The sequence below is a fragment of the Paenarthrobacter sp. 10L420 genome (assembly GCF_056395385.1).
Genome location: NZ_JBFTJK010000016.1, coordinates 79,088 through 105,876, shown reverse-complemented (window position 1 = coordinate 105,876; position 26,789 = coordinate 79,088). Strand labels below are relative to the sequence as shown.

Genomic DNA, 26,789 nt, shown 5'->3' with positions numbered 1-26,789 from the left:
GGAGTCCTGAACGTCGTCGCCTCCTCCAGCGCGTCCGGGATTTCCGGGCCGCTGCTGAAGGATTCACGCCTGCGGAAGATCTCCTTCACCGGCTCCACCCCGGTCGGGAAGCGGCTCATGGCCGACGCCGCACAGAACGTCCTGCGGACTTCCATGGAGCTCGGTGGGAACGCCCCGTTCATCGTGTTCGAAGACGCCGACATCGATGCCGCCGTGGAAGGCGCGATGGCTGCGAAGATGCGGAACATGGGCGAAGCCTGCACCGCCGCGAACCGATTCCTCGTCCATTCCTCGGTCGCTGAGGAGTTCACTGCCAAGTTCGCTTCCGCCATGGGCGCGCTGACCACCGGCCGCGGCACCGAACCCAACACGCAGGTCGGTCCGCTGATCGACGCCGGGGCCCGGGCGGATGTGCACGCTTTGGTGAGTGCCGCCGTCGAGGCCGGAGCTGTTGCTGTCACCGGCGGTGCGCCCGTGGACGGACCCGGGTATTTCTACCAGCCCACCGTCCTGGCCAACGTCCCGAACGACGCGGCGATCCTGGGCCAGGAGATCTTCGGCCCTGTCGCCCCGGTGACCACGTTCGCCACCGAGGAAGACGCCATCCGCCTGGCCAACGCCTCCGAGTACGGGCTCGCGTCCTACCTCTACAGCCGCGACTTCAACCGGCTCCTGCGCGTCGCTGAGCAGATCGAGTTCGGCATGGTCGGCTTCAACGCCGGCGTCATCTCCAATGCCGCAGCACCCTTTGGCGGGGTCAAGCAATCCGGCCTCGGCCGCGAAGGCGGCTCCGAAGGCATCGCCGAGTACACCACCACCCAATACATCGGCATCGCCGACCCCTACTCGGACTAAGAAGGCAGAGAAACCGTGAATAGCCCCACGCGAGGAGCTTCAACCAGCGCAGCAAAAGGCCAGCTGGTCATTATCGACATGCAGCGCGCCTTCCGTGAAGTGGGGGACTGGCACATCCCGCGGTACGACGAAGCGGCCCAGACCATCGCACGGCTGGCAGGGGCAGGATTTCAACCAATAGCCACCCGGTTCGTCCCAGACACGACAGAACCGGGTTCGTGGTTGTCCTATTACGACCGGTGGTCAAGCATGCGCCGGGAACCCGAGGATCACCTTTGGGATCTCGCGCTTCCGGGCGTCGACGCCCCAAGCTCCATTGATCTTCCAACGTTCACCAAGTGGGGCGATGCGATGGCCGATCGAATTCCTGTGGGCGGAGAGCTCATCCTGACAGGTGTGGCAACCGACTGCTGCGTCCTCGCCACGGCCCTTGGTGCCGCGGACGCAGGCCGGTTTGTCACTGTGGTCCAGGACGCGTGCGCGGGACAGAACGACGACGCGCACGATCAGGCGCTCAACCTCATGCAACTGCTGTCGCCGATGATCAACGTGGTCAAAAGCGAAACCCTGCTCCAGCTGTAGCGTCAGGACTTTTTAGTCTGGATCGTTTATTGGCCAAGGAATGCGTTATCGGGGTAGCCGAAGCGATATAGAGTTCATACGATTGTCGTCATCCAATCAATATACGGCGCTGAAAAATCGCTGCTATTACAGGAGAAGTTATGACAACATTCGTTCTCGTTCACGGCTCATGGCACGACGGAGCTTCTTGGGATTCCGTCATTGAGCATCTGGAATCCCTTGGACACAGGGCCTACGGTCCCACTCTCGCCGGCCACGGCATCGGCGTCAATAAGGAAGTGAACCACGACGATTGTGTGCAGTCTGTAGTTCAGTTCATTACGGACAATGATCTGACGGACGTGGTTCTCTTAGGCCACAGTTTCGGCGGCACAGTAATTGCGCGAGTCGCGGAAGAGATCCCAGAGCGGCTGCGACGGCTCATTTTTTGGAACGCATTCGTTCCACAGCCGGGGAATTCTCTGCTTGACGAAGTGCCCCCACACTACCGCGAACTTTTCAGCTCGCTGGCTGCCGGTTCTGACGACAATACGGTAGCGCTGCCGTTTTCAATCTGGCGTGATGCATTCATTCAGGACGCGGACTTGAAACTCGCGGAATCTACTTTCGAATTGTTGTCTCCAGAACCCTTCCAGCCCTTTGCTGACCAGCTGGACCTCACCGCTTTCTACCAGTCAGCAATTCCCAAGAGCTACCTCAACGGGACCGAAGACACTGCGTTGCCTCCTGGAGAATGGGGCTGGCATCCGCGGATGTCCAGCCGACTTGGGCTTCACCGACTGGTCCAAATGCCGGGGAGTCACGAAGTCGTCTTTACTAACCCCGAATTGCTGGCCTCCAAAATTGTGGATGCCGGGCAGGACTGATTCCACATCGTGGTTCCAACAACATGAAAGCGGTAACCGTGAGTAATTCACCTGTAGTTACAACGTCGTACGGCGATGTGGTGGGCGTTTTCGAAGAAGACCTGAGTGTCTTCCGGGGAATTCCGTACGCCGCACCCCCAGTCGGCGATCTGCGGTGGCAATCTGCACGCCCCCACGAGGGGTGGGCGGGGATAAGGAGCGCTGAAAATTATGGACCGTCGGCGCTCCAGCCATTTGTCCCCGGCGGATCGCCTATTTTGGGGGAGCACGGGTCTCCACCATTCGATGAAGATTGCCTCAGTCTAAATATTTGGACGCCCTCTGCCGATGACAAGCGGAGGCCGGTCCTGGTCTGGATTCACGGTGGCGGACTGCTCATCGGTTCTGGGAATATTCCCTACTACGCTGGCGATACTTTTGCGAAAAACGGCGACTTGGTGGTTGTTACGATCAACTACCGGCTCGGTGCCCTGGGGTACCTGTCCGGGATGGGTGACCGCGAGAACCTATGGCTCGATGACCAAGCCGTTGCCCTGCGCTGGATTGTAGATAACATCGCAGCATTCGGTGGTGACCCCAACGCCATCACTCTCCTCGGTCAATCAGGTGGTGCCCTCTCAATAGGAGGACTTGTACAGCACCCCACTTCCCGTGGCCTTTTTCATCGGGCGATACTGCAAAGCATCCCCCTGGGCATCGAGTTTCAAACACCTTCGGAGGCATTCGGGCGCACCCGGAAACTCGCCACCCTGCTCGGCCACGACGACGTCGAAGCGCTAAGGAATGAGCCAGGGGAACGTCTCGTTGAGGGCTCCCTGGGAGTACTGATGGACAACGCGGCGTTTGGAAATTGGCCGCTGGCATTCCTGCCGGTTATCGACGAGGACAGTATCCCGGTTCATCCACTGCAGGCGCTGGCGGAATCTGACGTTGAGCTGCTGGTCGGCTGGACCGAAGATGAGGCTAGTTTCGCGTTCGCGTTGGACCCCCAGTATGCAGATACAAGCCAGTCCCAGGTGTTGGATTGGTTGGGCGGTGAGGGCGAGGAGGCCCTCGGCATCTATGGGGCCTACACCAGCTCGGGACGAAGCACCCCACAAGAGGTACTTTCCGGTGTTGTCAGCGACAACCTCTTTAGGCGGAGCGCGCTGGACTTAGTGGAAAAACGGGCTGTAGACGCTCCGGTGTACGCGTATGAGTTCCGACTCGATTCGCCGGCATTTGACGGCAGGCTGGGCGCGACTCATTGCTTGGACCTGCCATTTACGTTCAACAATGTCGATAAATGGTCGGGGGCAGGATTTATTCAGGGCATCGAGGAAGTTGTCTTTGAGAGGATCGGGACGTCAATGCATAAGGCTTTTATTTCCTTTGCTGTTACGGGAAACCCAAAGCATGACGGTTTTGCTTGGCCGAAATATACCTCTGAACAGGGCGAACTGCTTCTGATTGACCAAAACATCCGGGTCGGCACTGAGGTTGGAAGACCCTGGCGGAACCTTGATGGGTCACGTCCCTCGTAGAGTCCCTCCTTCGTAAGGATCTGACCGTCGAGTGCTGGAATGGCGCGGGCATTCCCTCGTCATTCCAGCACTCGTCAATTGTCATAGGCGAAATGTCAGCGCCGCAGCGTGGCGGATGGCGGGAATCCGTAGCGTTCCCGATACTGCGCGGCGAACCTGCCCAAGTTTGAGAACCCCCAACGGTCTGCCACTTCTGCAACTGTCCTGCCCCGGCCCGACAGGAGGTCGTCGTGGGCCCTGCGAAGCCGCACGTCTCTAATGAATCCGATGGGAGTTGTCCCCAGCTGGTTCCGGAAAGCCTCCTGAAGCGCCCTGACACCCAACCCAGAACTTTTTGCGAGGTCGGCTACTTGATATTGATACTCCGGCCGGGCCTCAACTATCGCCATGACCCGACGGACAGCGGCTGAGTCAGCTTGCAAGCCAACTTCCTCCCCGGCGTCGATCGCCAGCGGGTGGGTGTCTGCGAGGGCGGCGACGGCGGTACGGATCAGCTGGTCTTGCAATAAGGGATAGCGGGCGCCGGAAGTGTTCGCATTGGACTCCCGAACCAGCAGTGACGATACTGCATTCCAAGTGGCAGCGGCCCGCAAAGACTTGGGCCCTTGCAAGCCAAACCGTACCTGGGGCGTTGTTTTGTCACCGCGTAAATCATGCAGGGCCTCTTCCACGTATGCACGGTCAAACCGAAAGGTGAGGAGCTGGGAGTTCACCCCAAATACGAGCCTGAAGTTTCGATACGAGTCCAAGACAATCGTCTGCCCTGACGTCAGAATACGTTCAGCGCCGCCCGAACTTACGGCCAGCCGGCCTTTGAGCACCATGCTGATCAAGATCCATGAGGCGAGCGGTTCAGCATCCACAGACGCCTCCGATCCGTAACTCAGCCTGTGGATGGAAAGAGGGCCTAATGTGACCTCTTCCTGGACAGCATGGAAGTCCCGGGGCTGGGAAACAGTCAGGATGTGGGGGCAGTATGCGTTACTGAGTGCCTCGCGAGCCTCAGAGGGGTCGTGCGTGTCCAGGACGAGGGGACTACCTCCTGTACCAAGCCCGTGGGTATGCATCAAGTGCTCCAAAGTTTTCGATTTGGGTCGATAATCCCGATACGGGCTTGCCGGAGTAGCGCCGGAGGTATATCGAGTTTATGTGATTATCGTCATGGATTCAATATATTATCTTTGCCATCGCGGTCGGTTCGGGACGCCCTGGCATGCGCACCTCCCAGCCCGTAACAGGAAACGAAGTTGGGAAAAAGTCTTGACGCTTCCACAACCTCGTGTAACGATAAACGCATCCTAAAGCACACTTTCTCGTGATGCATCCGGATCTCCCGTTTATCGTTACATGCCTTGCTTTTCGCTGGGCATGTACGCGTAGCAAGGAAGGTGCGCAGTTTATGAAAATCCAACCCATTAATCGCAGGGGATTCCTGGGCCTCACGGCCGCCGGTGTGGCAGCCGCAGCTCTTAGTGGCTGCAAGGTCAACACGTCGAGCCCAGCAGGAGGCAGCTCTTCCGGCAAGGGTGCACTGACCATCATGGGCAACGATGGTGAGATCACCAAGGACGTGATTTCCGCCTGGCAGCAACTCAACGCCGATGCTCCCATCACGTTTATCAAGTACGACGAGACCCGCCTCAACGCAATGCTCGCTGCCGGCACACCCCCGGACCTGGTCCGCGGCGCTGGTGCCCAAGTGACTCCGTATCTGGCTTCCCGAAAGATTGCGAAACCGCTGGACGACTACCTTTCCGGCAGCTCCCTCATCCACTCGGGCGACCTCGAAGCAATCAATGATGTGTGGAAGTGGGACGGTACCCGGCAGGGCAGCGGCAGCACCTACGGACTGACCAAGGATTGGAGCCTGGACATGATGTTCTGGTACAACCAGTCCGTTTTCGAGGAAGTGGGTGCCCGGGTCCCTGACAGTGCCAATCCGTTCACCTACGACGAATTGCTGGACGTTGCCAAGAGCATGACCTCATCCTCCGGCGGTAAGTCTTCCCGCTATGGCTTGTTCGCTACAGCACCGGATGTGGCGTTCCTTCAAGGGATGCTCGCCACAACCGGAGTCTCGCTGTTCAGTGAAGATTTGAAGAAGGTGGACTTCAGTTCGCCCGAGGCTCAGAAGGCCGTCGGCTGGCTGGCAGATGTAGCGAAAGCCAAAGCTGGCTACACACTCCTGGATCCCAACCCCGACGGCTGGGACTGGCCCCCGTTCAGTTCAGGCCGGCAGGCCATGCAGAGTGCCGGATACTGGCTGACCGGCGTCGTGTCCGGCGACACGAAGGCGCCCGACTTTGCCCGTATGGCACCTGCGCCCTTGTTGGGCAAGGAGCGGGTAAGCCCCACCACCAGCGCCACAGGCCATTGGATTCCCGCCAAGGCCAAAAATCCAGACGGAGGCTTCGCCTTCCTCGAATGGTTCACTGCCGGGCAGCCCGCAAAGGACCGTGCAGCAACCGGTGGTGGTCTCCCCGTCATGAAGAACCTTCGTTCCAGCCTTCCTGCCAAGGAGGCGTACCAGAAGTCAGCTCTGGAAACGCAGACGGCCGAGGACAAGTACGCCAAGGTGTTGAGCTTTTCCCCATACGCAACCGTCACGGCGCTGACAGCTGCAGTTTCGGAGCAGTTCCCCAAGCTGGTCCAGGGATCCCTGACGGCCGGGCAGTTCGCCGATCAAGTCAACACCAAATGCAACGCACTCCTCGCCGAGGGTGTTTCGCGTATCGGCGGTTGACATGGCTTCGACGCTAAGCGTTGCCCGTCCCGTACGGCGGGGCAGCCCATTGACTAAGCGGCGTAGCCGGGCTTTCTACCTCTTCATCTCGCCCTGGCTCATCGGCACCGTCCTGCTCACGATCTTTCCGCTCGCCTACGCCCTGGGTGTCAGCTTGACCGACTGGGACGGCGTGAGCCCGGGTTTTCGCTGGGTGGGTGCGCAGAACTATCTCGATGTCCTGGGTGACCCTGAAACGTGGGCGAGCATGTCGCGGTCTGCCGTCCTGGCTGTTGTTGTAGTGCCTCTTACGGTGGCGGGCAGTCTCGGTCTGGCCATCCTGCTGAACCAGAAGGTGCGACTGAGGTCTTTCTGGCGGACCATGATCTACCTCCCCGCCGTCTTCCCCCCAGTGGCGTCGGCATTGAGTTGGAAGCTGGTGTTTGACCGGGATTCCGGCGCCATCAACGCTGTCCGTGCCTGGTTCGGGCAGGACGCCGTGAACTGGATGACGGGGCAGCAAGTGTTCGTGGTCCTGCTGGCCGTGATGCTTTGGGGCATTGGTGCCGGCATGATCATCAACCTCGCTGCGCTGCAGGATGTTTCCCCGGAGCTCCTGGAGGCCGCAACGTTGGATGGAGCCGGACCTTGGCGCCGGTTCACGGCAGTGACACTTCCCACCATCTCGCCAGTGCTCCTCTTCCAGACCGTGACTTCGACCATCGGCGTTCTGCAAACTTTCGTTCCCGCCCTTTTGCTTTCCCCGACCACTGGCGCAGCTGCTGTCACGGCGGTTCCCGAAGCCAACAGGATTTTCATGATCGACGTCTATGCACAGTACTTTGCCTACTCCCGCTACGGTTATGCCTCAGCGATGTTGTGGCTGTTCTTCCTGGCCATCCTGGTGGTAACGGTCTTGTTCTTCCGTGCGAGCCGAAAGACTGTCTTCTATTCCGTGGATCCTTCCAGCGATGGAGGGAAGTAGATGACTCTCAAGGAACTGCAGTCATCCAAACGGGCGCATCCCTACCCGGTGCAGTCACCTGGTCATGAGCGGGGCACGCGAAGCCTATCGGGCATTCGGCGACGGTCGACCATTCTGGTCACGGCCGTCCTCGTGTTCATCACTGCCCTTGTTGCCTTTCCCATGTACTGGGTGCTGGCCACGGCATTCAAATCGCCTGAGCAGTTGTACTCAGGGATCGCCGTTCTGTGGCCGCTCCCATCGCACATCGAGAACTTCGTAGAGGCACTAACGAGGATCCCCTTCCTTCCGTACATGCTGAACTCACTGTTCCTGGCCACGGTCAACGGAGTCCTTACTACGCTGTCTTCGGCATTGGTCGGTTACGGTTTTGCCAGGCTCCGCGGGCCGGGAAAGGGAATTCTTTTCGGAGTACTCATCGCCATGATGATGATGCCCGGCATCGTGACACTCATTCCCACCTATCTGTTGTTTTCGCAGGTGGGACTTGTGGGGAATTACTGGCCTTGGGTGATCTGGGGATTGGTGGGATCTCCCTATCTGATCTTCCTCTACCGTCAGTTCTTTGCCGGCCTTCCCAAGGAACTGGAGGAGGCGGCCATCCTGGACGGGTGCGGACAATTCCGCATATTCACCAGGATCTTTCTTCCTATCTCCAAACCGATCGTCGTCACCGCCTTCGTCATGTCATTCCTGGCGGTCTGGGGCGATTTCATAGCTCCCAACCTTCTCTTGGATCAGAGCAACACCACCTTGGCAGTTGCGTTGTCATCCGGGTACGTCAATGAAAGGGGTTTCCCACTAAACAACCTCATAGCCGCAGGATCCATCCTTTACGTGATACCTGTAGTTCTGGTCTTCTTCTTCGTCCAGCAGCGCTACACGCAAAGTTTTAGTTCTGCCGGCATCAAATAAATTTTGTGGAAATGGGGTCTGCAATGGTCACAATGTCTGACGTAGCGCGGCTGGCAGGAGTGTCAACAATGACGGTATCCAACGTCGTGAACGGCCGGCGGTCTGTAAATCTGGATATCCGCAGGCGTGTCCTGGAGGCAGTGGAGGAGAGCGGTTACGTCATGAACCGTTCTGCAAGGACTTTGCGCACCGGGACCACCGGGGTGATCGGGTTGGCGGTTCCTGCCCTCAGCCACGCCTATTTCGGTGAGCTCAGTGGCAGGGTTGTTGCCCAGGCCGCCGAGCTCGGATACCGCGTGGCCGTTGAGCAGACCGGTCTGCACATCGAAGACGAACTCGACGCCGTCGCAATGTCGCGCAATCTGGAATACGACGGCCTGATTCTCTCTGCACTGGTACTGGGGCCGGAGGAAGCCAGCCTTCTGAACCAGTCCATACCCCTGGTCCTCCTCGGCGAAAAGATATACGGCGATGCCGTTGATCACGTGGTGATGCCAAACGCAGAAGGAGCCAAGGCGGCCACCGCACATCTGGTGGAGCAAGGGTGCCAACGCATCGCGTGGGCGAGTAACTACTCTCCCGAAACCGAGCTCCACAATGTTGTACTGGATCGTCTTAAGGGCTACCGACAGGGCTTGGCTGACGCAGGACTCACCGACGACCCCTCGCTGCACGTGCCCATGGATCAACCCAGCATGGAGCATGCCGCTGATGGCATCAAGAAGCTGGTCCACGACGGTATTGAATTCGACGGCGTGGTAGCCGTTACCGATGCGGTCGCCTTCGGGGTGATTCGAGGTCTTAAGGACGCCGGCTTGCGGGTTCCGGAGGACGTGAAGGTCATCGGTTTCGACGACGTCCAGCAGGCAGCATTTTCCGTTCCGTCCCTTTCCACCATCGCACCGGACCATGACTGGATGGTCCGGTCCTCACTCTCCCTTCTCACCGAACGGATTAAAGACCGTTCCCCCCGCCCCGGGCGCGAGCTCGTGGCCCCTTTCCGGCTCATCGTCCGGGAATCAACCAGCTGAATCACACATAGACTTTGGAGAAATCTTGACCATGGCATCTTCGCCCCGGCTCGTCGTCAATCTGGACATTGCGGGTCCCACCATCAGCCGTCACATCTACGGTCATTTCGCCGAACATTTGGGCCGTTGCATCTACGGTGGTTTTTGGGTGGGGGAGGACAGCGAAATACCCAACACCCGTGGCATCCGGAATGACGTGGTGGAAGCCCTGCGCGAGTTGCGCATCCCAAATCTTCGCTGGCCCGGCGGTTGCTTCGCCGATGAATACCATTGGCGTCACGGCGTCGGCCCTCGTGAGCAGCGCCCCGTGATGGTCAATTCCCATTGGGGCGATGTCGTAGAAGACAATTCGTTTGGCACCCATGAGTTCATGGACCTCTGCGAAATGCTCGGCGCGGACGCCTACGTCAACGGCAATGTGGGTTCCGGCACGGTCCAGGAAATGAGCGAATGGATCGAATACCTCACCCGCGCCGATGATTCACCTATGGCTCGCCTGAGGCGACAGAACGGACGCGACCAGCCCTGGAAAGTCCCCTTCTTCGGCATCGGCAACGAACCTTGGGGATGCGGTGGCAACTTCCGGGCTGAGGCCTACGCAGACTTGGCCCGGCAGTACAGCACCTTTGTCCGCTCCCACAACGGCAACGATGTTTACCGGATAGCAGCCGGCGCCAACGACGACGACGTGGCATGGACCAAAGCCCTGATGGAAGCACTTCATGACAAGGGCGGGCCAGGCCGCAAGAGCTCCCCATATCAAGGTGTCTCGCTCCACTACTACACGATGTCCGGTCACTGGGACAGCAAAGGCTCCGCCACGGAATTCAATGAGGAAGAGTACTGGAAGACGGTCAAGGCCGCCCATCACATTGAGACCCTGCTGACTGCGCACTCCACCATGATGGACGTCTACGATCCGCACAAGGCGGTGGGGTTGGTCCTGGACGAGTGGGGCACATGGTGGGACGTAGAGCCCGGCACCAACCCGGGCTTCCTCTATCAACAGAACACCATCCGCGACGCCCTGGTGGCAGCAATCCACTTTGACTCCTTTCACCATCATGCAGACCGGCTGGTCATGGCGAACATCGCCCAAACAGTAAATGTCCTGCAAGCCATGCTGCTCACGGATCCAGAGAGCGGAGCGCTCGTAAAGACGCCCACGTTCCACGTGTTCGCCATGAACGCAGGGCATCAGGATGCCACCGTGTTGCACACCCACCTTGACTCTGACGGCTCGCACACGCTGGAGGGGGAGCAGGTCCCCACGTTCACTGCCTCCGCCAGCACCAAAGATGGCCAGGTTCTGATCTCCATGGCCAACCTGGAACTGGAGGACGAAAGCGAGGTGGTGCTGGACCTTCGCGGCGGCTCCCTGGAGCAGGTGGAAGCACTCGTGCTTTCCGGCGACAAAGTTTCAGCGTTCAACGCGCCCGCACACCCCGACGCCGTCACGCCGCGCTTCCTAGAAGTTGAAGAACGCGAGGGCCAGTTGGTACTGCGTCTTCCAGCCCACTCTTTCGCGACCGTTCGGGGAACACTGTCTGGTCAGGTCCCTGTAGTCACTGCTGCAGCGGCCGCGACGTCCAGCCCCACCACGGGCAGCAAGCCCTGCTTGAACTGTTGAGATGACCATGACTTTTGATTACCGCCCCCTCAGCCAAATTCGGCTTCGCGAGGGCGTCTTTGCTGAAGCCCAGCGTGTGAACCGTGAAGCACTGCTGCGTCTGGATCCTGATCGTCTTCTGGCGCCCTTCCGTGTCGAAGCGGGCCTTCCGGCTACGGCGGAGCTCTACGGCGGTTGGGAATCGACGGGACTCAACGGCCACACGGCAGGGCACGTCCTGTCAGCGCTTGCCCACGCTGTAGCCGGGGACGGTGACCCACGCCTGGAGAAGATGCTTGGAAGCCTGCTGTCCGGACTGCGGGAAGTGCAGCAGGCCTCCGGCACAGGATACTTGGGCGGCGTACCTCAAGGGCGGCAGCTCTGGGACGAGCTCATTCAGGGAGACATTAGAGCCTCTCCCTTTGAGCTCAACGGGCGCTGGGTTCCCCTGTATAACCTGCACAAGACGCTGGCGGGCTTGGTGGATGTCGCATGGAATGTTCCCTCCGTGGAGGCGGACCAGATCCTGGATGAACTGGCCAATTGGTGGCTGGAAACCATCGACCGACTGGACCAGGAAGCACTCGAGCTCATGATGCAGACCGAGTTCGGCGGACTTACTGAAGCGTTCGCCCGCCTGGCGCTTCTCCGGCAGGATGGGCGCTACCTTCAGCTGTCCATGAGGTTCATTCGGGAAGAGCTGATAACCCGGGTGCTGGCTTTGCCGGGCGAAATACCGCAGGACTCACTTGCGGGCCTTCACGCCAACACGCAAATTCCCGTCGTGGTGGGTTACGCCGCAATTGCCAGGGCCGCCCGCCAACTGGGGTTGGAAGATGCAGCGACCGCGCGCATCGGGCAGGCCGCCCGAGACTTTTTCGACGACGTCGTTGCGTGGCGCAGCAGCGCCATTGGCGGCAACAGTGTTCGGGAGCATTTTCACCGCAGGGACGACTTCTCGCCAATGTTCCTCGGCCGGGAGGGCCCTGAGAGCTGCAACAGCTACAACATGGTCAAGCTGGCAGCCGAGCTTTATCTCCTGGATAAAGAGGACCGGTACCTGGACTACATCGAGGTCACTCAGTGCAGCCATGTGCTATCCACGCAGCACCCTGGGCACGGTGGCCTGGTCTACTTCACTTCCCATCGTCCGGGCCACTACCGGATGTATTCGCCGGAACAGGACGGCTTTTGGTGCTGTATGGGCTCCGGGTACGAGGCTCACGCAAAGCATGCTGCGCACGTGTACGTCGCTGATGGCGACGAACTCCGTATCAGCTGGCTTTTGGCCACGGAACTGAACTGGATGGAGCAGGGCGTCCGGGTCACCATTGACTCGGCCTTACCCTCAGGGAACACCGCCTCCGTCCGCGTGAGAGTGGAGGAGCCGCGGGAATTCACCCTCGCCATCCGCCTACCGCAATGGGCGCGAGGCGCCAAGGCCACACTGGGCGACGGCGGCAGGATCGACGGCGGCAGGCTCGAGGAAGAAGCGGGTTGGTGGCGACTGCGCCGCGTGTGGGACGGGACGGAGGAGATTCTGCTAAGTCTGGACCGTGAACTGCAGATGGTGCGGGCCGCGGATGATTCCCCATGGGCCTGGATCAGATACGGACCCACGGTCCTTGCCGAAGAGATCCCGGACAATGGACTGCATTACCGGGCAACGGGGGCCAGGGCCGCCCACATCGCTTCAGGGCCGCTCAGGCCGCTGGCTGAGACGCCTGTTCTGCTTGCCAGTGGGCTGGAAACGCACTCCGAAGGGGGCGAAGAGCTCTCGGTTCTCGCCTCGGATGGGCAGAGGCTGACGCTAAAGCCTCTGCACAGGATCCACGATGCCCGGTACAGGCTCTCCTGGCCTATGGCTCAGGACGGAATGCAGATCACCGAAATCCAGGGGAAGTTGGCGGAGCAAGACAGGGCATCTACCGCCTTGGAAGCACGGGTAGTGGACGGGGTCACCTTCGGGGAACAGCAGCCTGAACTTGATCATGAGGTTAGCGCCCAGCATGCTGAGCGTGGAATGACACCCGACGGGGCACACTGGCTGCGCCCCAAGGAGCCGCTCACACTGGTGCTGCGTGACTGGACGATGATCGGCACGAGCCTTCGCATTGAAAGCGTGCCGGGGGAGGATCAGGAATCGTTCCTTCTCTCCGGGGCAGACAACGGGACGGCAGCAACAGTCAGGCAAGGGCCGGACGGTACCAGTGAGATTCAGTTCAACAGCAACGGCAGCTCGGAGGCCCGGCTGGTCATTGCTCCTCGGCCGGGCCACACGATGCCAAGGCTAAGGCGCCTGCTGCTCTTGACCGATGCCGCGGATTCGTTGGCCTGAAAAGTTGGGGTCCTCACTGCATCATCTGCAGTGAGGAACCCCAAGGGCTTTTCTTACTGGACCGACCACGCACCGTCCGATGGCAGGACGGCGCCGGAGATGTTGGTTCCGTCCTCGCTGAGGAGGAACGTGATGGAGGCAGCCAGCTGCGAGGCCACAGCAACAGGTGGGATTATCTGCATGAACGGAGCCAACCGGTTCGCCCCGAGCTCCGAGCCAAAGGTGGCCTCGATGCCTGTTGCAACCGGGCCCGGGGCGACTGCGTTGACGCGGATTCCCTGGGGCGCGTACATAAAGGCAGTACTGCGGGTCATTCCGAGAACTGCGTGTTTGGACGCGGTGTACGCGAGCCCTGCAGAGTTGCCGCGGAGCGCGGCTTCGGAGGCAACGTTCACGATGGAACCGCGTCCGGCAGCCAGCATGGCCGGTAGTACGGCGCGGGTCAGGCGGAACATTCCGTCGACGTTGACCGCGAATACCCGGTTCCAGACGTCATCGGCCACCTCGTGCAAGGGGGTCATGTCGTCCATGATTCCGGCGACGTTTGCCAAGGCATATATACGGTCTCCAGCCGCTTCAACAATCCTCAGAATGTCTTCATCCTTGGTGATGTCGGCCTGCACTGTTACCACGTCAGCCTGCGGGTGATCCATCGCCAGTGAGTCGAGCCGGGCAGCTGCGATGTCTACGGCAATCACCCTTCCCCCTTCCCGGGCAATCCTGGAAGCAGTGGCGCGGCCGATCCCGGAGCCGGCGCCCGTGACGATGACAGTCTTGCCCAGGAATCTGCCGTCGGTGATGCGTTCCTGCCACAGGGCGTCGTCGATGTCCTCAGCGTCCTCCTCGGGTTCGATTCCACCATTTGCTTCCCTCACCAGATGATCAAGCAGGGACTGCGGGAACTGTCCGCCACCGAGTTCAACCAGCTGTTGCAGGGCAAGGTGATCGATGGGTTTCAGGGCTGATTCGTCCTGTCCGGCCTCGTTAAGCATTCCCCGAAGGAGGGGACCGCCAGCGGGATGGGCGAGCCATTCCCGAATGGGACGCGAGCCGGTTAGTGCTTTGATGTTGTTGGTCATTTTGCTCCTTCGAGGGCCGGTGCTGGATTGAGCTCGCTTGTTATGTTTTCGGGAACTTCTGTTTCGTCCATGGCGGGCTTGGCACCGTTGAGACCAGTCCATCGGGCACGCAGGGTGTGAGCTGCCGCTTTTGGTTTTCTGTCCCGGCTAAAAACGCCCTTACGGTTGCCGTCCACGCGGTGGATCCCGTTTGACGTTTGGAAGTCGGCGAAGTTCCAGACGTGTTCACCTACAAAGCCGTCAATCCTGTCAAAGACGCGGTGGTTCATGGCGAGGAAGGACTGCTGGTACTCCTCGCTCCAAGGCATGTCCCAGATGGAGTGTTGTCCGGGCATGGTGTCTGCCCCGTATTCGCTCATCATGATGGGTTTGCCGAAGGCCTCCAGCCAGCCGCGGAGGTCACGTTCAAGGTAATCTTCTGCCGTCTTAAGATCCCCCGTAAAGACGTACCAGCCGTAGTAGCGATTAATGCTGAGGACGTCGAAGAGGTCTGCGATTTTGTCGTTTTGGTACGTTGCAAACATGACTGCGGCGTAGGTCAGGGGACGCGTTGGATCGAGCTCACGGGCGAGCTGAACGAGTGGCTTGAAGAACTCCCGGGCCCCGTCCTCGTTCGAGGCCGGTTCGTTGGCGATACTCCACATGACAACGCTTGGGTGGTTCTTATCGCGTGAGATGACCTCGCGAAGGTGCTGTGCGTGGGCCGCCTGGGTTTCGTGATTGAAGGTGTCGGGCGAAAACGTGGGTTTGGGGCCCACCCCTGTCAGTCCTCCCTGGACCCCCAGGTTCAGTCCGACGGCGGCGGTTTCATCGACGACGACGATGCCGTGGCGGTCGGCGAATTCCAGCACCTCCTCTGCGTAGGGGTAGTGCGAGGTCCTGAACGAGTTGGCTCCCACCCAATCCAGCAACTGGAAGTCGTGCACAAGGTAGGCGTTGTCGTGACCTTTGCCCCGGACGGCTGTGTCCTCGTGCTTGCCGAAGCCCGTAAAGTAAAAGGGCTCTCCGTTGATGAGGAACTGCGTCCCGCGGACTTCGACAGTCCTCACACCAAACGGCTCCGTGTAGCTGTCAATCACGTCTTCGCCGTCGATGAGCTCTACCACCAGGTTGTAAAGGTAGGCTGCGCCTGGTCGCCACAGCGAGACATCCTCAATACTGAGTGTTCCTTGGCTGCCTTCTGCCGATGAAACTTCCTGGCCTGAGGCATCCAAAACCCGGACGCGGACCGACGTTTGGTGATTGGTTTCGACAGAATAATCGACGACGCCGGTGCGGCCAATAACGCCGGTAACAACGGTGATGTCGCTGATGTGGCGCTCTGGTTTGCTGTAGAGCCACACTGACCGCGCCAAGCCAGCGTAGTTGTAGAAGTCATGCAAGTAGGTCTGTTGGCGCCGCCCGTCCTGGCTGACGGTGATGCTGCCCGGGGGGATGGTGGCCTTGGTCAATTCATTGTTCACCCCAACGGTGAGCCTGAATTCACCTCCTGGTGAGACGTGCTCTGTGATGTCTGCTTCAAAGGGTGTGTAGCCACCGACGTGCTGGGCTACCAAGACGTTGTCAACATAGACCTTGCCCTCGTGCGTGGCTGCGTCCAAACGGAGCAAAACCCTTTCCCCGGTCCAGCCTCGCGGTACACGCACGGTCCGCTGGTACCACACCCAGCCCACGTGGTCCCGGATCTTCTGGTCAGCAAAGAGGTCGTTATAACTCGAGGGGACGGGTGCTTCAAGTTTCCCTCCCAAGACGCCTCTCCAAGGCTCGGGAACGTCTGCATCTTCAAGGGCAAAGCGCCAAAGACCGTCCAGGTTGATAAGTTCTCGGGTAATTGTAGGGCGGGGCTTAAGCAATGTATTTTCTCCTGCTTGGCTGTCAATGAGATAACTGGCTGGCGATGGTGTCCAGGGTGTGGAACACGGCAATTGTGTCTTTCGCCGGATGTATTGGGTGGTGGATTTCCCCGGCCCGGATTGCTTCGCTGGCGGCCCTGAGCATGGGGACGTAGCCGTTGCCCTCGCGGGTGTGATCGATGGGTTCAGGGGCGAACATGTTTTCCCAGGAACCGGCGTGAATCTGGAGAGTGGTGGATGTCCAGAACATGCCTGGGATGGTGATCCAGCCCTTGGCGCCGTTGATAGCGGCGGAGGGATCGACGAATTCGGTCATTGAACTCGCGCATTGCGCAAACTCGCCCCCCGCGAAGTCAAGGGTGAAATGTTCGGCGAAGTCCAGCCCGTCGGCTCTAAGGCGGCCATGGGCCGTTATGGATGTTGGCTCACCGAAGATTGAGTGGGCCAATGTCACCGCGTAGATCCCTTGATCAAGGAGCGTTCCTCCGCTGCGCCCAAGGTCCCATCTGCTGCCACCATCGGCGATCAGGGGAAAGCCAAATCCGGCGCGGACGCTGGACGGCTTTCCGATGATTCCGCTGCGTAGCAGCTCGAAAAGGTGTTGGAATGCGGGGTTGAACTTCATCCACATTGCCTCCATGAGGAAGAGTCCTTGGCTTTCGGCCAGCGCAAAGAGGTCTTGCACCTCATCCGCGTTCAATGCCATGGGCTTCTCGACAACTACATGTTTACCGGCAAGCAGCGCCTGGCGCGCCATGGCGGCATGAGTAGCGAATGGCGTCGCCAGATACACAACGTCAACGCCAGGGTCCCTGACAAGGGAATCGAAGTCGTCGGTCCACCGGTCCAGGCCGAACTGCTCTGCGAAGCTGGCTGCATTCGCCGGATTCCTGCTGAAGATGATTTCCACTTGGTTTCCGGGCAAGAGCTGCAGATCGGGCACTATGCTCCGGGAGATAGTACCGGCCCCGGCGATAGCCCACCGCAATGGAGTTTGGGGACGCCGTGTCTCATCCACGGTTCTATCCGTCATCCCGACACTCCTGCTTGGAGATGCTGTTCCCGGTGCAGCTCCGCAAGGCGATGGCGATCTGCCCGGCGTTTTTCTTGCTCCACAGGGTCTGCGATGGGCGCCGCGAGCAACAGCTTCTGGGTGTAGGGATGCTCTGGTGTGGAAGTCACGCGGTCTGCGGGGCCCGTTTCAACGATGTCCCCTCTGTACACGACGCTGACGCGGTGGCTGATGTGCCGAACTACGGCCAAGTCGTGGGACACGAATAAGTAGGCAACGCCTGTGCGCCGCTGGATGTCGATGAAAAGGTCCATGACGCGGGCCTGTGTGGAAAGGTCCAACGCCGAGACCGGTTCATCGCAGACAATGAGTTTGGGTTCCGGCGCTAGCGCCCTGGCTATGGCGACTCGTTGTCGTTGTCCGCCACTGAACTCCCGGGGCAAACGTTCGGCCGCGTCACCGGGCAGGCCGACTTGATCCAATAGCATGCGGACGCGGGCCCGGGCTTCAGTGGCACTTGTTCCCTGGACGATGAGGGGCTCGCTCAGGGTGTCACCGATGGTCAGGGACGGGTTGAGGGAGGTATAGGGGTCCTGGAAGACTACCTGGATGTCTTTGGAGAGGGTACGGCGTTCCTTCGCAGTGGCATGGGTAATGTCAGAACCCCGGAAGGTGATGCGCCCACCACTGGGTTTTACAAGACCCAGGACTGCCCGCCCAATGGTGGTCTTTCCGGATCCGGATTCGCCCACGACGCCGAGCGTCTCACCCTCGGCAATTGTTAGGGAAACCCCGTGCAGGACTTCCACCTCACGAGACCGGAATCCGTGGCCTTTGAAGGTCACGCGGAGGTCTTTTACGTTCAATAGCGGTGTTGTCATCAGTTCTTTCCCCCGGTGGCCGTCACGACCGGCGTGGGCTGGTCGGTCCGAACGGTGTTCTCGTCGAGGATGGAGCCCAGAAGCATTTGAGTGTATGAATGTTGCGGTTCCCGGAAGAGCTCCAGCGCGGTTCCTGATTCGACAACCCGGCCGTCCTGCATCACGGCAATCCGATCGCAGATATCTGCCACGACTCCAAAGTTGTGCGTTACGAGCAACACAGCCATGTTCAGCTCGGCCTGGAGGTCCCGTATCAGATCCAGGATTTCGGCCTGGACTGTGACGTCAAGCGCCGTCGTGGGTTCGTCGGCGATGAGGAGCTTGGGGCGGCTTGCCACGGCGCCGGCGATGAGGACGCGTTGTGCCATTCCGCCGGAGATCTGGTGCGGGTAGGAATTGAACGTTCGCTGTGGATCCTGGATACCCACACGTGCCAGCAGCGCCATCACTTTCGCCTTTGCCTCCCGGCGTGACATCCGGGCAGAGGCGCGGATGCCTTCGACGAGTTGGGCGCCAACCGTGTAGGAGGGGTCCAAATTCGACATAGGTTCCTGCGGGATGTACGCGATCTCACGTCCTCGCAGGGCGCGTAGCCCTTGCTCCGAAAGGCCGATCAAATGGCGACCATCCAACTGTATAGAGCCTTGTGTGACCACGGCCTCGGGCGGAAGCACACCGAGGATGGCAAAGGCGGTCTGCGTCTTTCCGGAGCCGGATTCACCCACCAGGCCCAGGGTTTCACCGGCTCGCAGGCTGAGGCTGACTCCCTTCACCACTTCCCTCAGCTGGCCTGCTGGAGTGGGGTAAGCGATGGCCAGGTCGTCAACCGAGAGCAGGTCCGCCGCTTGGCCTTGGATGCTGTCCCTAGCGGGGGTAATTGTTCTGGGTGTAATTGCTGCGGGCGCCGAAGCCTTTGATGGTTTGAGCTTTGCTCCCTCAAAGGCGTCCCGGAGGGAATTTCCGAGCAATACAAGGGACGCAGTAAGCGTGCCCAGCATGACGCTGGGCCAGATGAATTGGGTGGGGTCGACATAAAGGTTTGTGAAGCCGTCGGCGATCATTGCACCAAAGCTGGGAACGAGGTTGGACCCAACGCCGAGAAAGGCCAGGCCGGACTGCAGGCTGATCGCCGAGCCTATCAGGAACGCGGCGGCGACGATGATGGGGCCACGGACAGCGAACAGCACGTGGCGGCCCAGGATTCTCAGGTTGGACAGTCCGGACACGCGGGCGGCATCGACGTAGAGTTCGTTCTTCACGCCAAGGACCAGGTTCCTGACGATGCGATAGACCCCGGGGGAGAGCAGCACGCCAAAGATCAGCATGGTTGCCCGGTAGTCGCCCTTGGTCACTGGCATCAGGACGATCAGCAGCAGCAGCCCGGGGAACGTCATGATGAGGCTGAAGACCCACTCTGTCGCGCTTCGGAGCCGTCGGCCGAAGTACCCGCCGATAAGGCCAAAAGTAATTCCGATAGCCAGTGCAACGCTTGCTCCAATTAGACCTGCGATCAGGCTGGTGCTGATTGAATGGAGAAGGCGGGAAGCGATGTCGCGTCCGTTCTGGTCGGCTCCGAGGGGGTATCCGGGGGTGCCGGGTGTGGCGTTTATCGCATTGAGTTGTGCCTCGTTGGGATCGTGCGGGGCGATCCACGGAGTGAGAAGCCCCAGGATGATGATGACCAGAAGCAGGACCGAAGTAATCACTGCCTGAGGATCGGTGGCGAGTTTCCGTAGCGGAGACTTCCGGGGTGGGGCTGCCAACCCGGAAGTCACGCTGAGTTCTTCGATGCTCAATAGATTCTCGCCTTCGGGTTGAGCCAGCCGTTCACTACGTCTGTGATGAGGTTCACCGTGACAACCAACATGACGCTGAACAAAGTGATGCCCATGATGATGGGGATATCGCCCTGGAGCGAGGCGTTGAATGCGTAAGCGCCAAAGCCAGGAAGCGCGAACACGTTCTCGATGATGAGCGCACCACCGAGCATTTGAATAAATTCAAGGGACAGGACAGTCAGGGCAGGACTTGCAGCATTCCGAAGCGCGTGGCGAAGCACGATCGACCGCGTCGGTACACCTCGTGTCCGCAGGGTACGGACGTAGTCTTTCCTGAGCTCACCGATCATGGTGCCGCGGATCTGTGCAGCCATGCTGGCCACTCCACCAATGACAAGCACAATGACAGGAATAGTGATCGATGCCGCCCACTTTCCAGGATTCTGGGCAAAGGGAGTAAAACCGGTGGCAGGCAGCAACTTCAGATTCACGGCGAACACAGCCACAAGGACTATGGCGATGAGCAACCCGGGGACGACGTAACCTATCAAGGACAAGCCTTGGGAAACCTTGTCGGCCAGTCCTCCTCGGGTTGCCGCCCAGACGCCCAGCGCAACGCTGACGAGCACTGTGATGATGAGCGCGGTGACGACCAGCGACAGCGTGACGCCCAGACGCGCTGCAACGGCAGGCGCTACCGGTTGGCTGGTGAAAAGAGAAGTACCGAAATTACCGGTCAGTACCGAGCCGAGCCAGTCCAGGTATTGGACGATGGCCGGCCGATCGAAGCCAAGCTGGGTCATCAGTGCTTTCAGGGATTCTGAAGTGGCTGCACTGCCCAGGCGTTCGCGGGCAACAGATTCCAAGGATCCGCTGAGGAGGAAGAAAGTGATGAGGGTGACGAGCAGCGCAAGGACAATGCCTGCACCAAGACGTCGGAGGGCGTAACTGATCATGACCCGCGGCCCTATTTTCCGGATAGGCCGAAGTCACGTACGGTCGGCAAAACCACCCCTGTAGGGAGGAAATCGATGCCCGGAGCTGTCGCCCAGAGCGTGCCTACGTAGGCGATCGGCGCATTCAATGCCTGCTTCACGGTGTATTCGTTGACCTTCTTATACAGAGCATCGCGGGCTGTATCGTCTGGTTCGGTGGCAATGGACTGAAGCAACTTGTCGAATTCAGGGTCCTGCCACTTGAAGGGGTTGAGGAAGGCTTCAGGGGCGTACATGTCGCCCACCTGACGGCCTGCACTGTTGAGTCCGTAGAACCAGAGAACTGCCGGGTACTTCTTCGAGGCTATTGATGATGCTGTATTCTGCGGAGGCACAGGTTCCCACGTCACCTTCACCCCGATGTCCGCAAGAGCCTGCGTGATCACCGGCTCGAAGGACTGGGAGATGACCGTGCTTGGCATCGTCATGGAGAAACCGTCGGCGTATCCTGCCTCAGCCAATAACTTGCGTGCCTTCGCCGGATCGAAGCTGTAGGCATCTTCAAGCCCGGGGTCGTATGCTCCACTGTTGGGGTCGAACACCTGCACCGTGGGCTTACCCAGTCCATTGAGGAGCGCCTTGACCACCTGTGCCCGGTCAAAGGCCATGTTGATAGCCTCGCGCACCTTTACATTGGCCAGGGCAGGAACGAGTTCTCCCTTCCGGTCGGCCAGGACGAGAACGAGAGCGGCTGTAGCCTGCACTTCCTTGACTGCGAATCCTGCACCTTCGGCCTGCTTGCGTTGCGGGGCCTGAATCAGGGCTGCCTTTACTTCCCCTGCCTGGAGCGCGTTGTACTGGGCCGTCCTGTCCTGGATGACCTTGACCTTCACGGTCTTGAAGGGATAGGCCGAGGCGTTCCAGTAGTCATCCCGGCGTTCCATGACGTACTCGGTGCCGTCCACAGTCTTGTCAGACAGGACGTAGGGTCCGGAGCCCGTTGGGCGGAGTTTGGTGGTGTCTGACGCCAACGTGTCCGCGTCACCAATGACGCCAGTGGCTTGCGCCAGATAGTTCAGCAGCGATGGTTCAGGAGCGGAAAGCTGAATGACTACCGTCGACGCATCTGGGGCGGAAATTGAGGACACCTTGGCGAGCTTGGGCTGCTGTTGGCCAGGTGTCGTCCTGGTCCTCTCCAAGGTTGCGGCGACGTCCTTGGACGTGACGGCGTCTCCTGAACTGAACTTCAGGTCGCCGCGAAGCTTGAGCGTCAGCGTGCGCAGGTCATCTGAATATTTCCAGCTCTCAGCCGCATTGGCACGGATCTTGTTGTCTTTGTCCACCATGAGAAGGGTGTCGAAAATTGATGCCCAGATGTAGGACTGCTGTCCTTCAGCGAGCTGGGCCGGGTCCAACGAAGCCGGCTGGGCTTGAACGGCAATGCTGAGCTCCTCGTTGCGCGAGGAATTGGTAGGCTCCGACGCTGGTGCGGAAGAGGAACATGCCGCCGTGGAGAGTAGCGCTGCGACCGCGACAGAGGCTACTGCCGCACGGGTCAGTGATGTGGTTCGGGACAAGACAGGAAACATGTCTTGAGACTCCTTTGTCATTGAGGAAAAGCTTCTGGAGATTTTTGGGGGGCCATTGTTTGGGCCGTTTAGTCTGGGGTGACCGATATCACTAGCAAAGCACTAGAAAAGCGAAAAGGCAACCGATTGCCATCATTTTAAGAAAGTTAATTTTGCCCAGAAAACCTGTTGCATTTCAGGCACGCTAAATGACCACCAGGAATTCGGAAATAGAGTGTACGGAATTCGGGGCGGTCAGGTCTTGCTAAGTCCTGCGGTGGACGTTTGCGGGCCGCTGAGATCAGCTTTGCGACATGAATTCAGTCATTTCTTGTTTGAACTTCATAAGTGGGTAACCGTTAAGGGCAAGGAATGATTGTGATACTGCCGCCGTCAGATCCAGGGAAGGGTCGATAAGCCATTGCATGCGAAGACCGCTCCATGCGGCCATCATTTGGCGGGCAACCCTGTCCGGATCGAGTTTGGGATCAGCAATTCCCTTGGCCTGGCGTCTTTTGACTCCTTCAGTGAACTCAAAAATCACCTGCTCATGGTGGGCCTTCAGGTACGCGTGGGCCGGATGTTCGGGATTGACTGCCTCTGCGCTTAACGCGAGGAAGAGGCGGGTCGTAGCTTGGTCATCAAGGGTCAGGTGAGCCATTGCGGGTGGAGGCCAATCGGCGTTGCCGCCATCCATGACGTGAAACTCGGCCGTAAGGATGGCGCGATAATCCTCATCGGCCAGCTCCATGGCCGCGACAAGAATGTGGTCGCGCGTCGGGAAGTGGTAGAGCATGGCGGTCTCGCTCATCGAGGCCCGCGCTGCCACCTCCGCCGTTGTCAAAGCTCGATGTCCCTTCTCCAGGACGATGTCCAGGGCCGCCCGGGCTACGGCTGAGCGGCGCTCAAGTGTCTTTGCGTAGCGCTTCCGCGGTGCTGTTGCAGATTCCATAAGTCAACGATAGTGCAAAATTGAGTGCTACACCATAGAAGTGGGCATGATTCGCGGGACGCTGCAATCAGAGGGGGACTCTGTCCATAGAAAAAGAGCGAGACTCAGTTTTAGGAAACGCTCTTCCAAGGGCCCGCAGACCCCCGGATGATCAATTCGGTGTCTACGAGCAGGGTTTGGGGATCTTTTACAGTGCCTGATAGGGAGGCCATGGTCAGACCGGCGGACAACGATCCGCACTGCCCCAGCGGGGATCTGATGCTTGTCAACGACGGCGTGGTGAAGTCTGCGCCGAAAATATCGTCAAAGCCTATGATGCTGAGGGCATCCGGTATGACATGCCCCGCGTTTTGGAGTTCGTGCATCAGGCCAATCGCCAGGAGATCGTTGTGGGTGATGACGGCCGTTGCTCCCGAGGCTTTGACGGCCCTTGCAACCCGCCTGCCCCCGTCAACGGTTGGCGCGACCGACTCGATGCGTTCGGCTGCGAGATGGCACCACTCGCAGGCGGCCCAGATAGCGTCCCATCGGCGGGCGGACATCCAGGACAGTTCTGGCCCCGCGACGAAGAGGACCTTTTTGTGCCCATTCCCTGCCAGGAAGCGGACTGCCTGGCTAACACCCCTGTCTGGATCAGGAATGACGCAACTAATGCCACTTACCTCTCGGTTTATCACCACTACCTGTGTGGTCTTGGCTAGATGCTGGATATCCGCGTCATTCATGCGCGGGCTGGTCAAAATCAGCCCGTCCACGGCATTGATAACACGGTTGGCCGAAGCGAGCTCTTTGCTCGCGGACTCGGCTGCATTTACCAGAACCACGGTGTAGTCGCGTTGTGCTGCGACTCTTCCTGCCTCGCGAAGAATGCCAAAGAAGGTTGGATTAGTGACGTCGGAAACAATTAGCCCGAGCGTCTTTGTTGATCCTGTCTGCAGTACTTGGGCGGCATGGTTCAGTTGAAAATTGAGTTCAAGGGCGGTTGCCTCAATGAAGCGTCTCGTGCGGGCATTGACTCTTTCGGGATTATTGAGTGCCCTGGAAACTGTTGATGGATTAACGCCGGCTTGCCGGGCTACGTCATAGATAGTTGCCTTGGCTGTTCTCGATTGCGCTTTTGTCCCTTCCGACGGCAATTTTCACTTCCTTGGACAATGGAGGACAGTGGAGGACAGCACAGAGCTGCGCCCAGCCAGGCACGTGCGCATCTTTCTGCCGCGCACGTGCCTGACTGGAGGATGATCCGGCTGCTGGCGTTAGATGGTCTGGCCTGCGTCGGCCAGGAGGGTACTGCCGGTCATGATGGTGGACAGGTCGCTTGCGCAGAACAGGACCACGCGTGCGATGTCGTCCGGTGTTCCGATCCGGCCAATGAGGCTGTTGGTCATGACGTCCATGGCCGCTGTCCCATCTGCGGGGGCGTGCTCTGCTGCGGCGGCCATGTTGCCCTCGGTTGGCACAAAGGTTGGGGCAACACCGAGTACGCGGATTCCCAATGGGGCAAATTCGAGGGCCATTTGCTTGGTGATGCCACGGACAGCATGTTTCGATCCGACGTAGGCGGACAAGCCTGGTGCCGTCCCGCCGAATCCTGCGGTGGAAACGATGTTGACGATGACCCCGCCATGATTTCCGCTGGACATATGGCGTGCGGCTTCGCGGGAGCCATTGAAAACGCCGCGGGTGTTGACGGCAAAGACTTGCTCCCACATGCTGTCAGTCGTCTCCAGGACCGGGACACTGGGGAAGATGCCCGCATTGTTGACCCATATGTCGATACCTCCAAATGACTCCACGGCTTCCAGTGCGCCGAGGCGGACGGATTCGGCATCGGTAACGTCCATGCCAAGGCCAAGTGTCCGTACGGGGAAGCGGTTGGCGATTTCTGTAGCGGTCTCGAGGGCTCGTTCCCCGTTCACATCCCCGATCAGGATGTCCGCACCGGCTTCTGCCAAGCGGAGTGCAATGGCTTTGCCCAGGCCTTGCGCGCCGCCGGTAATGACGGCCCGGCGTCCGGCCAGGGAAAGCAGGTCCCGGACAGAGGTGAGCGAGGCATCGGCGAATGCGGTGGTCATGCGGAAACCTCGACGTCGAGCTGGTTGCTCTGGGCGACGCGGCCAAGCCAGGCGAGGCTGGACTTTGGTGTGCGGGCGAAAGTTTCCCTGTCAACGGCGATCAGGCCGAACGTCGGTTCCCAGTGCCCCCACTCGAAGTTGTCCAACAGGGACCAGTGGAGGTAGCCGCGAACGTCGATTCCTTCATTCATCGTCTGATCCAAGCCCTGCAGTGCCTCTGTGGTGTAGCGGATCCGCTGCTGGTCATCCGCTGTAGCGATGCCGTTCTCAGTGACCAGCACGGGCACGCCCCCGGTAATCTCCCAGGCGTGGCGCACTGCCATGGCCAATGCGTCGGGCCGGTATGCCGTGCCCACGAGGGTGTTCTCCGGGTGCGGCGGATGTGGGACGAGCCCATTGGCGTCGACTTGCTGGCTGGAGTAGGCCTGAACTCCAACGAAATCATCGCCGCGGCTACCCTCCCAGTAGACGTCTTCTTTGCCGTAGCGGATCTCCAGCAGCTTCTCTTCCCCGCCAGGTGCGGCTGTGAGCGCTCCGGCCGCAATGGTCCATCCCACCTTCGCGTCGGTGTTGGCGCGGATAATCTCCCTGGCAGCGTGGTGGATGGCGGTGAACGTCCGTCCTATCTCCGGATCGGCATAGGTCAGGAAGTCACTGTGCGTTTGTTTGGTCTCCTCGCTGCCTTCGACCGTCGGACTCTGCCACTGGCCGCCCTCGGCCAGTTGCATTCGGCGCATGGCCGTCATGATCGCTGCCTGCATGTTCGGCTCGTTCATGGTCGCTACCCACTCCACCCCGTCCAGGATGGTGGTGGTTTCCTTGACGTAGCGCTGGAACTTTTCCGATGCGTCCGGAGCCAACCAGCCGCCGTCGTTCGCGAACCATTGAGGAGTGGTGAAGTGCTGCAAGGTCACCACGGGGGTGACGTTCCTTGCGAAGCAGTGCTCGATCATGCGGCGGTAATGGGCGAGTTCGGCCTTGGAGAAGGCGCCGGGGGCGGGTTCGATGCGGGACCATTCGAGGCTGAAACGGTACGAGGTCAGGCCTGCGTCGGCAAGAAGATCGATGTCCTCACGGTACCGGTGGTAACTGTCGCACGCGTCGCCGGAGAGTTCCATGCCGGGCATGGTCAGTTCGCGTGCCCACCAGTCGCTGTTGACGTTGTTGCCTTCGATTTGGTGGCCGGCGGTTGCCGCGCCCCAGAGAAAATTGGCAGGGAAAGTTGTCATG

General features: G+C 59.7%; 22 protein-coding genes. 10 read left to right on the top strand and 12 right to left on the bottom strand.

The window, feature by feature from the left end; translation table 11 throughout:
* The 4 genes from AC1DD5_RS20190 to AC1DD5_RS20175 all read left to right on the top strand — a co-directional run.
* Positions 1-855: aldehyde dehydrogenase family protein (locus AC1DD5_RS20190; protein WP_477522565.1), on the top strand; the 855-nt coding region annotated here is incomplete at its 5' end.
* A 15-nt stretch (positions 856-870) separates the two neighbouring features.
* Positions 871-1,437, top strand: coding sequence for a cysteine hydrolase family protein (locus AC1DD5_RS20185; RefSeq protein WP_477522564.1), 567 nt, complete (start codon positions 871-873; stop codon positions 1,435-1,437).
* A gap of 140 nt (positions 1,438-1,577) precedes the next feature.
* The gene (locus AC1DD5_RS20180) at positions 1,578-2,303 is read left to right on the top strand and encodes an alpha/beta fold hydrolase (protein ID WP_477522563.1); all 726 of its coding nucleotides are present in this window, start codon (positions 1,578-1,580) and stop codon (positions 2,301-2,303) included.
* A 38-nt stretch (positions 2,304-2,341) separates the two neighbouring features.
* Positions 2,342-3,826, top strand: coding sequence for a carboxylesterase/lipase family protein (locus AC1DD5_RS20175; RefSeq protein ID WP_477522562.1), 1,485 nt, complete (start codon positions 2,342-2,344; stop codon positions 3,824-3,826).
* A gap of 95 nt (positions 3,827-3,921) precedes the next feature.
* Here the strand turns inward: AC1DD5_RS20175 and AC1DD5_RS20170 are convergent, their stop codons facing one another.
* On the bottom strand, positions 3,922-4,893 hold the full coding sequence (locus AC1DD5_RS20170; RefSeq protein WP_477522561.1) for an AraC family transcriptional regulator: 972 nt from the start codon (positions 4,891-4,893) through the stop codon (positions 3,922-3,924).
* A gap of 332 nt (positions 4,894-5,225) precedes the next feature.
* Here AC1DD5_RS20170 and AC1DD5_RS20165 point away from each other — a divergent pair, with 332 nt between their 5' ends.
* The 6 genes from AC1DD5_RS20165 to AC1DD5_RS20140 are packed head-to-tail and all read left to right on the top strand — an operon-like array spanning position 5,226 to position 13,426.
* Entirely contained in the window at positions 5,226-6,569 is a 1,344-nt protein-coding gene (locus AC1DD5_RS20165; protein WP_477522560.1) for an extracellular solute-binding protein, read from the top strand.
* A 49-nt stretch (positions 6,570-6,618) separates the two neighbouring features.
* A complete protein-coding gene (locus tag AC1DD5_RS20160; protein ID WP_477522559.1) occupies positions 6,619-7,533 on the top strand; it encodes a carbohydrate ABC transporter permease in 915 nt (304 codons plus the stop codon).
* Positions 7,534-8,448 carry a carbohydrate ABC transporter permease gene (locus AC1DD5_RS20155; protein WP_477522558.1) on the top strand — a complete coding sequence of 305 codons (915 nt, stop codon included), beginning with the start codon at positions 7,534-7,536 and terminating at the stop codon, positions 8,446-8,448.
* Positions 8,449-8,459: 11 nt separating this feature from the next.
* On the top strand, positions 8,460-9,479 hold the full coding sequence (locus AC1DD5_RS20150) for a LacI family DNA-binding transcriptional regulator (RefSeq protein WP_442005542.1): 1,020 nt from the start codon (positions 8,460-8,462) through the stop codon (positions 9,477-9,479).
* A 31-nt stretch (positions 9,480-9,510) separates the two neighbouring features.
* Positions 9,511-11,109: an alpha-N-arabinofuranosidase gene (locus tag AC1DD5_RS20145; RefSeq protein ID WP_442005541.1), complete on the top strand. Its 1,599-nt coding sequence runs from the start codon at positions 9,511-9,513 to the stop codon at positions 11,107-11,109.
* A 7-nt stretch (positions 11,110-11,116) separates the two neighbouring features.
* Complete coding sequence (locus AC1DD5_RS20140) at positions 11,117-13,426, top strand: beta-L-arabinofuranosidase domain-containing protein (RefSeq protein ID WP_477522557.1); 2,310 nt, start codon at positions 11,117-11,119, stop codon at positions 13,424-13,426.
* A 53-nt stretch (positions 13,427-13,479) separates the two neighbouring features.
* On the opposite strand, the gene AC1DD5_RS20135 is transcribed toward AC1DD5_RS20140, so the two are convergent.
* The 11 genes from AC1DD5_RS20135 to AC1DD5_RS20085 form a co-directional block, all read right to left on the bottom strand.
* On the bottom strand, positions 13,480-14,505 hold the full coding sequence (locus AC1DD5_RS20135) for an SDR family NAD(P)-dependent oxidoreductase (RefSeq protein WP_477520116.1): 1,026 nt from the start codon (positions 14,503-14,505) through the stop codon (positions 13,480-13,482).
* Positions 14,502-16,358, bottom strand: a complete 1,857-nt coding sequence (uidA, locus tag AC1DD5_RS20130; protein ID WP_477522556.1) for a beta-glucuronidase — start codon at positions 16,356-16,358, stop codon at positions 14,502-14,504. Before uidA ends, AC1DD5_RS20135 begins: the two co-directional genes overlap by 4 nt.
* 22 nt (positions 16,359-16,380) lie before the next feature.
* On the bottom strand, positions 16,381-17,391 hold the full coding sequence (locus AC1DD5_RS20125) for a Gfo/Idh/MocA family protein (protein WP_477522555.1): 1,011 nt from the start codon (positions 17,389-17,391) through the stop codon (positions 16,381-16,383).
* Complete coding sequence (locus AC1DD5_RS20120; RefSeq protein WP_477522554.1) at positions 17,388-18,251, bottom strand: ATP-binding cassette domain-containing protein; 864 nt, start codon at positions 18,249-18,251, stop codon at positions 17,388-17,390. The genes AC1DD5_RS20125 and AC1DD5_RS20120 overlap by 4 nt, the downstream gene beginning before the upstream one ends.
* Positions 18,251-20,047 (bottom strand): dipeptide/oligopeptide/nickel ABC transporter permease/ATP-binding protein, encoded by a 1,797-nt coding sequence (locus AC1DD5_RS20115; RefSeq protein ID WP_477522553.1) that lies wholly within the window; start codon positions 20,045-20,047, stop codon positions 18,251-18,253. The genes AC1DD5_RS20120 and AC1DD5_RS20115 overlap by 1 nt, the downstream gene beginning before the upstream one ends.
* Positions 20,044-20,985, bottom strand: a complete 942-nt coding sequence (locus tag AC1DD5_RS20110; RefSeq protein WP_477522552.1) for an ABC transporter permease — start codon at positions 20,983-20,985, stop codon at positions 20,044-20,046. The genes AC1DD5_RS20115 and AC1DD5_RS20110 overlap by 4 nt, the downstream gene beginning before the upstream one ends.
* Before the next feature lie 11 nt (positions 20,986-20,996).
* Complete coding sequence (locus AC1DD5_RS20105) at positions 20,997-22,553, bottom strand: ABC transporter substrate-binding protein (protein WP_477522551.1); 1,557 nt, start codon at positions 22,551-22,553, stop codon at positions 20,997-20,999.
* Between the two features lie 280 nt (positions 22,554-22,833).
* Positions 22,834-23,484, bottom strand: a complete 651-nt coding sequence (locus AC1DD5_RS20100) for a TetR/AcrR family transcriptional regulator (protein ID WP_477522550.1) — start codon at positions 23,482-23,484, stop codon at positions 22,834-22,836.
* Between the two features lie 110 nt (positions 23,485-23,594).
* Entirely contained in the window at positions 23,595-24,620 is a 1,026-nt protein-coding gene (locus AC1DD5_RS20095; protein ID WP_477522549.1) for a LacI family DNA-binding transcriptional regulator, read from the bottom strand.
* A 120-nt stretch (positions 24,621-24,740) separates the two neighbouring features.
* Positions 24,741-25,559 carry an SDR family NAD(P)-dependent oxidoreductase gene (locus AC1DD5_RS20090; protein WP_477522548.1) on the bottom strand — a complete coding sequence of 273 codons (819 nt, stop codon included), beginning with the start codon at positions 25,557-25,559 and terminating at the stop codon, positions 24,741-24,743.
* On the bottom strand, positions 25,556-26,788 hold the full coding sequence (locus AC1DD5_RS20085) for a glycoside hydrolase family 1 protein (RefSeq protein ID WP_477522547.1): 1,233 nt from the start codon (positions 26,786-26,788) through the stop codon (positions 25,556-25,558). The genes AC1DD5_RS20090 and AC1DD5_RS20085 overlap by 4 nt, the downstream gene beginning before the upstream one ends.
* Between the last annotated feature and the right edge of the window lies 1 nt (position 26,789).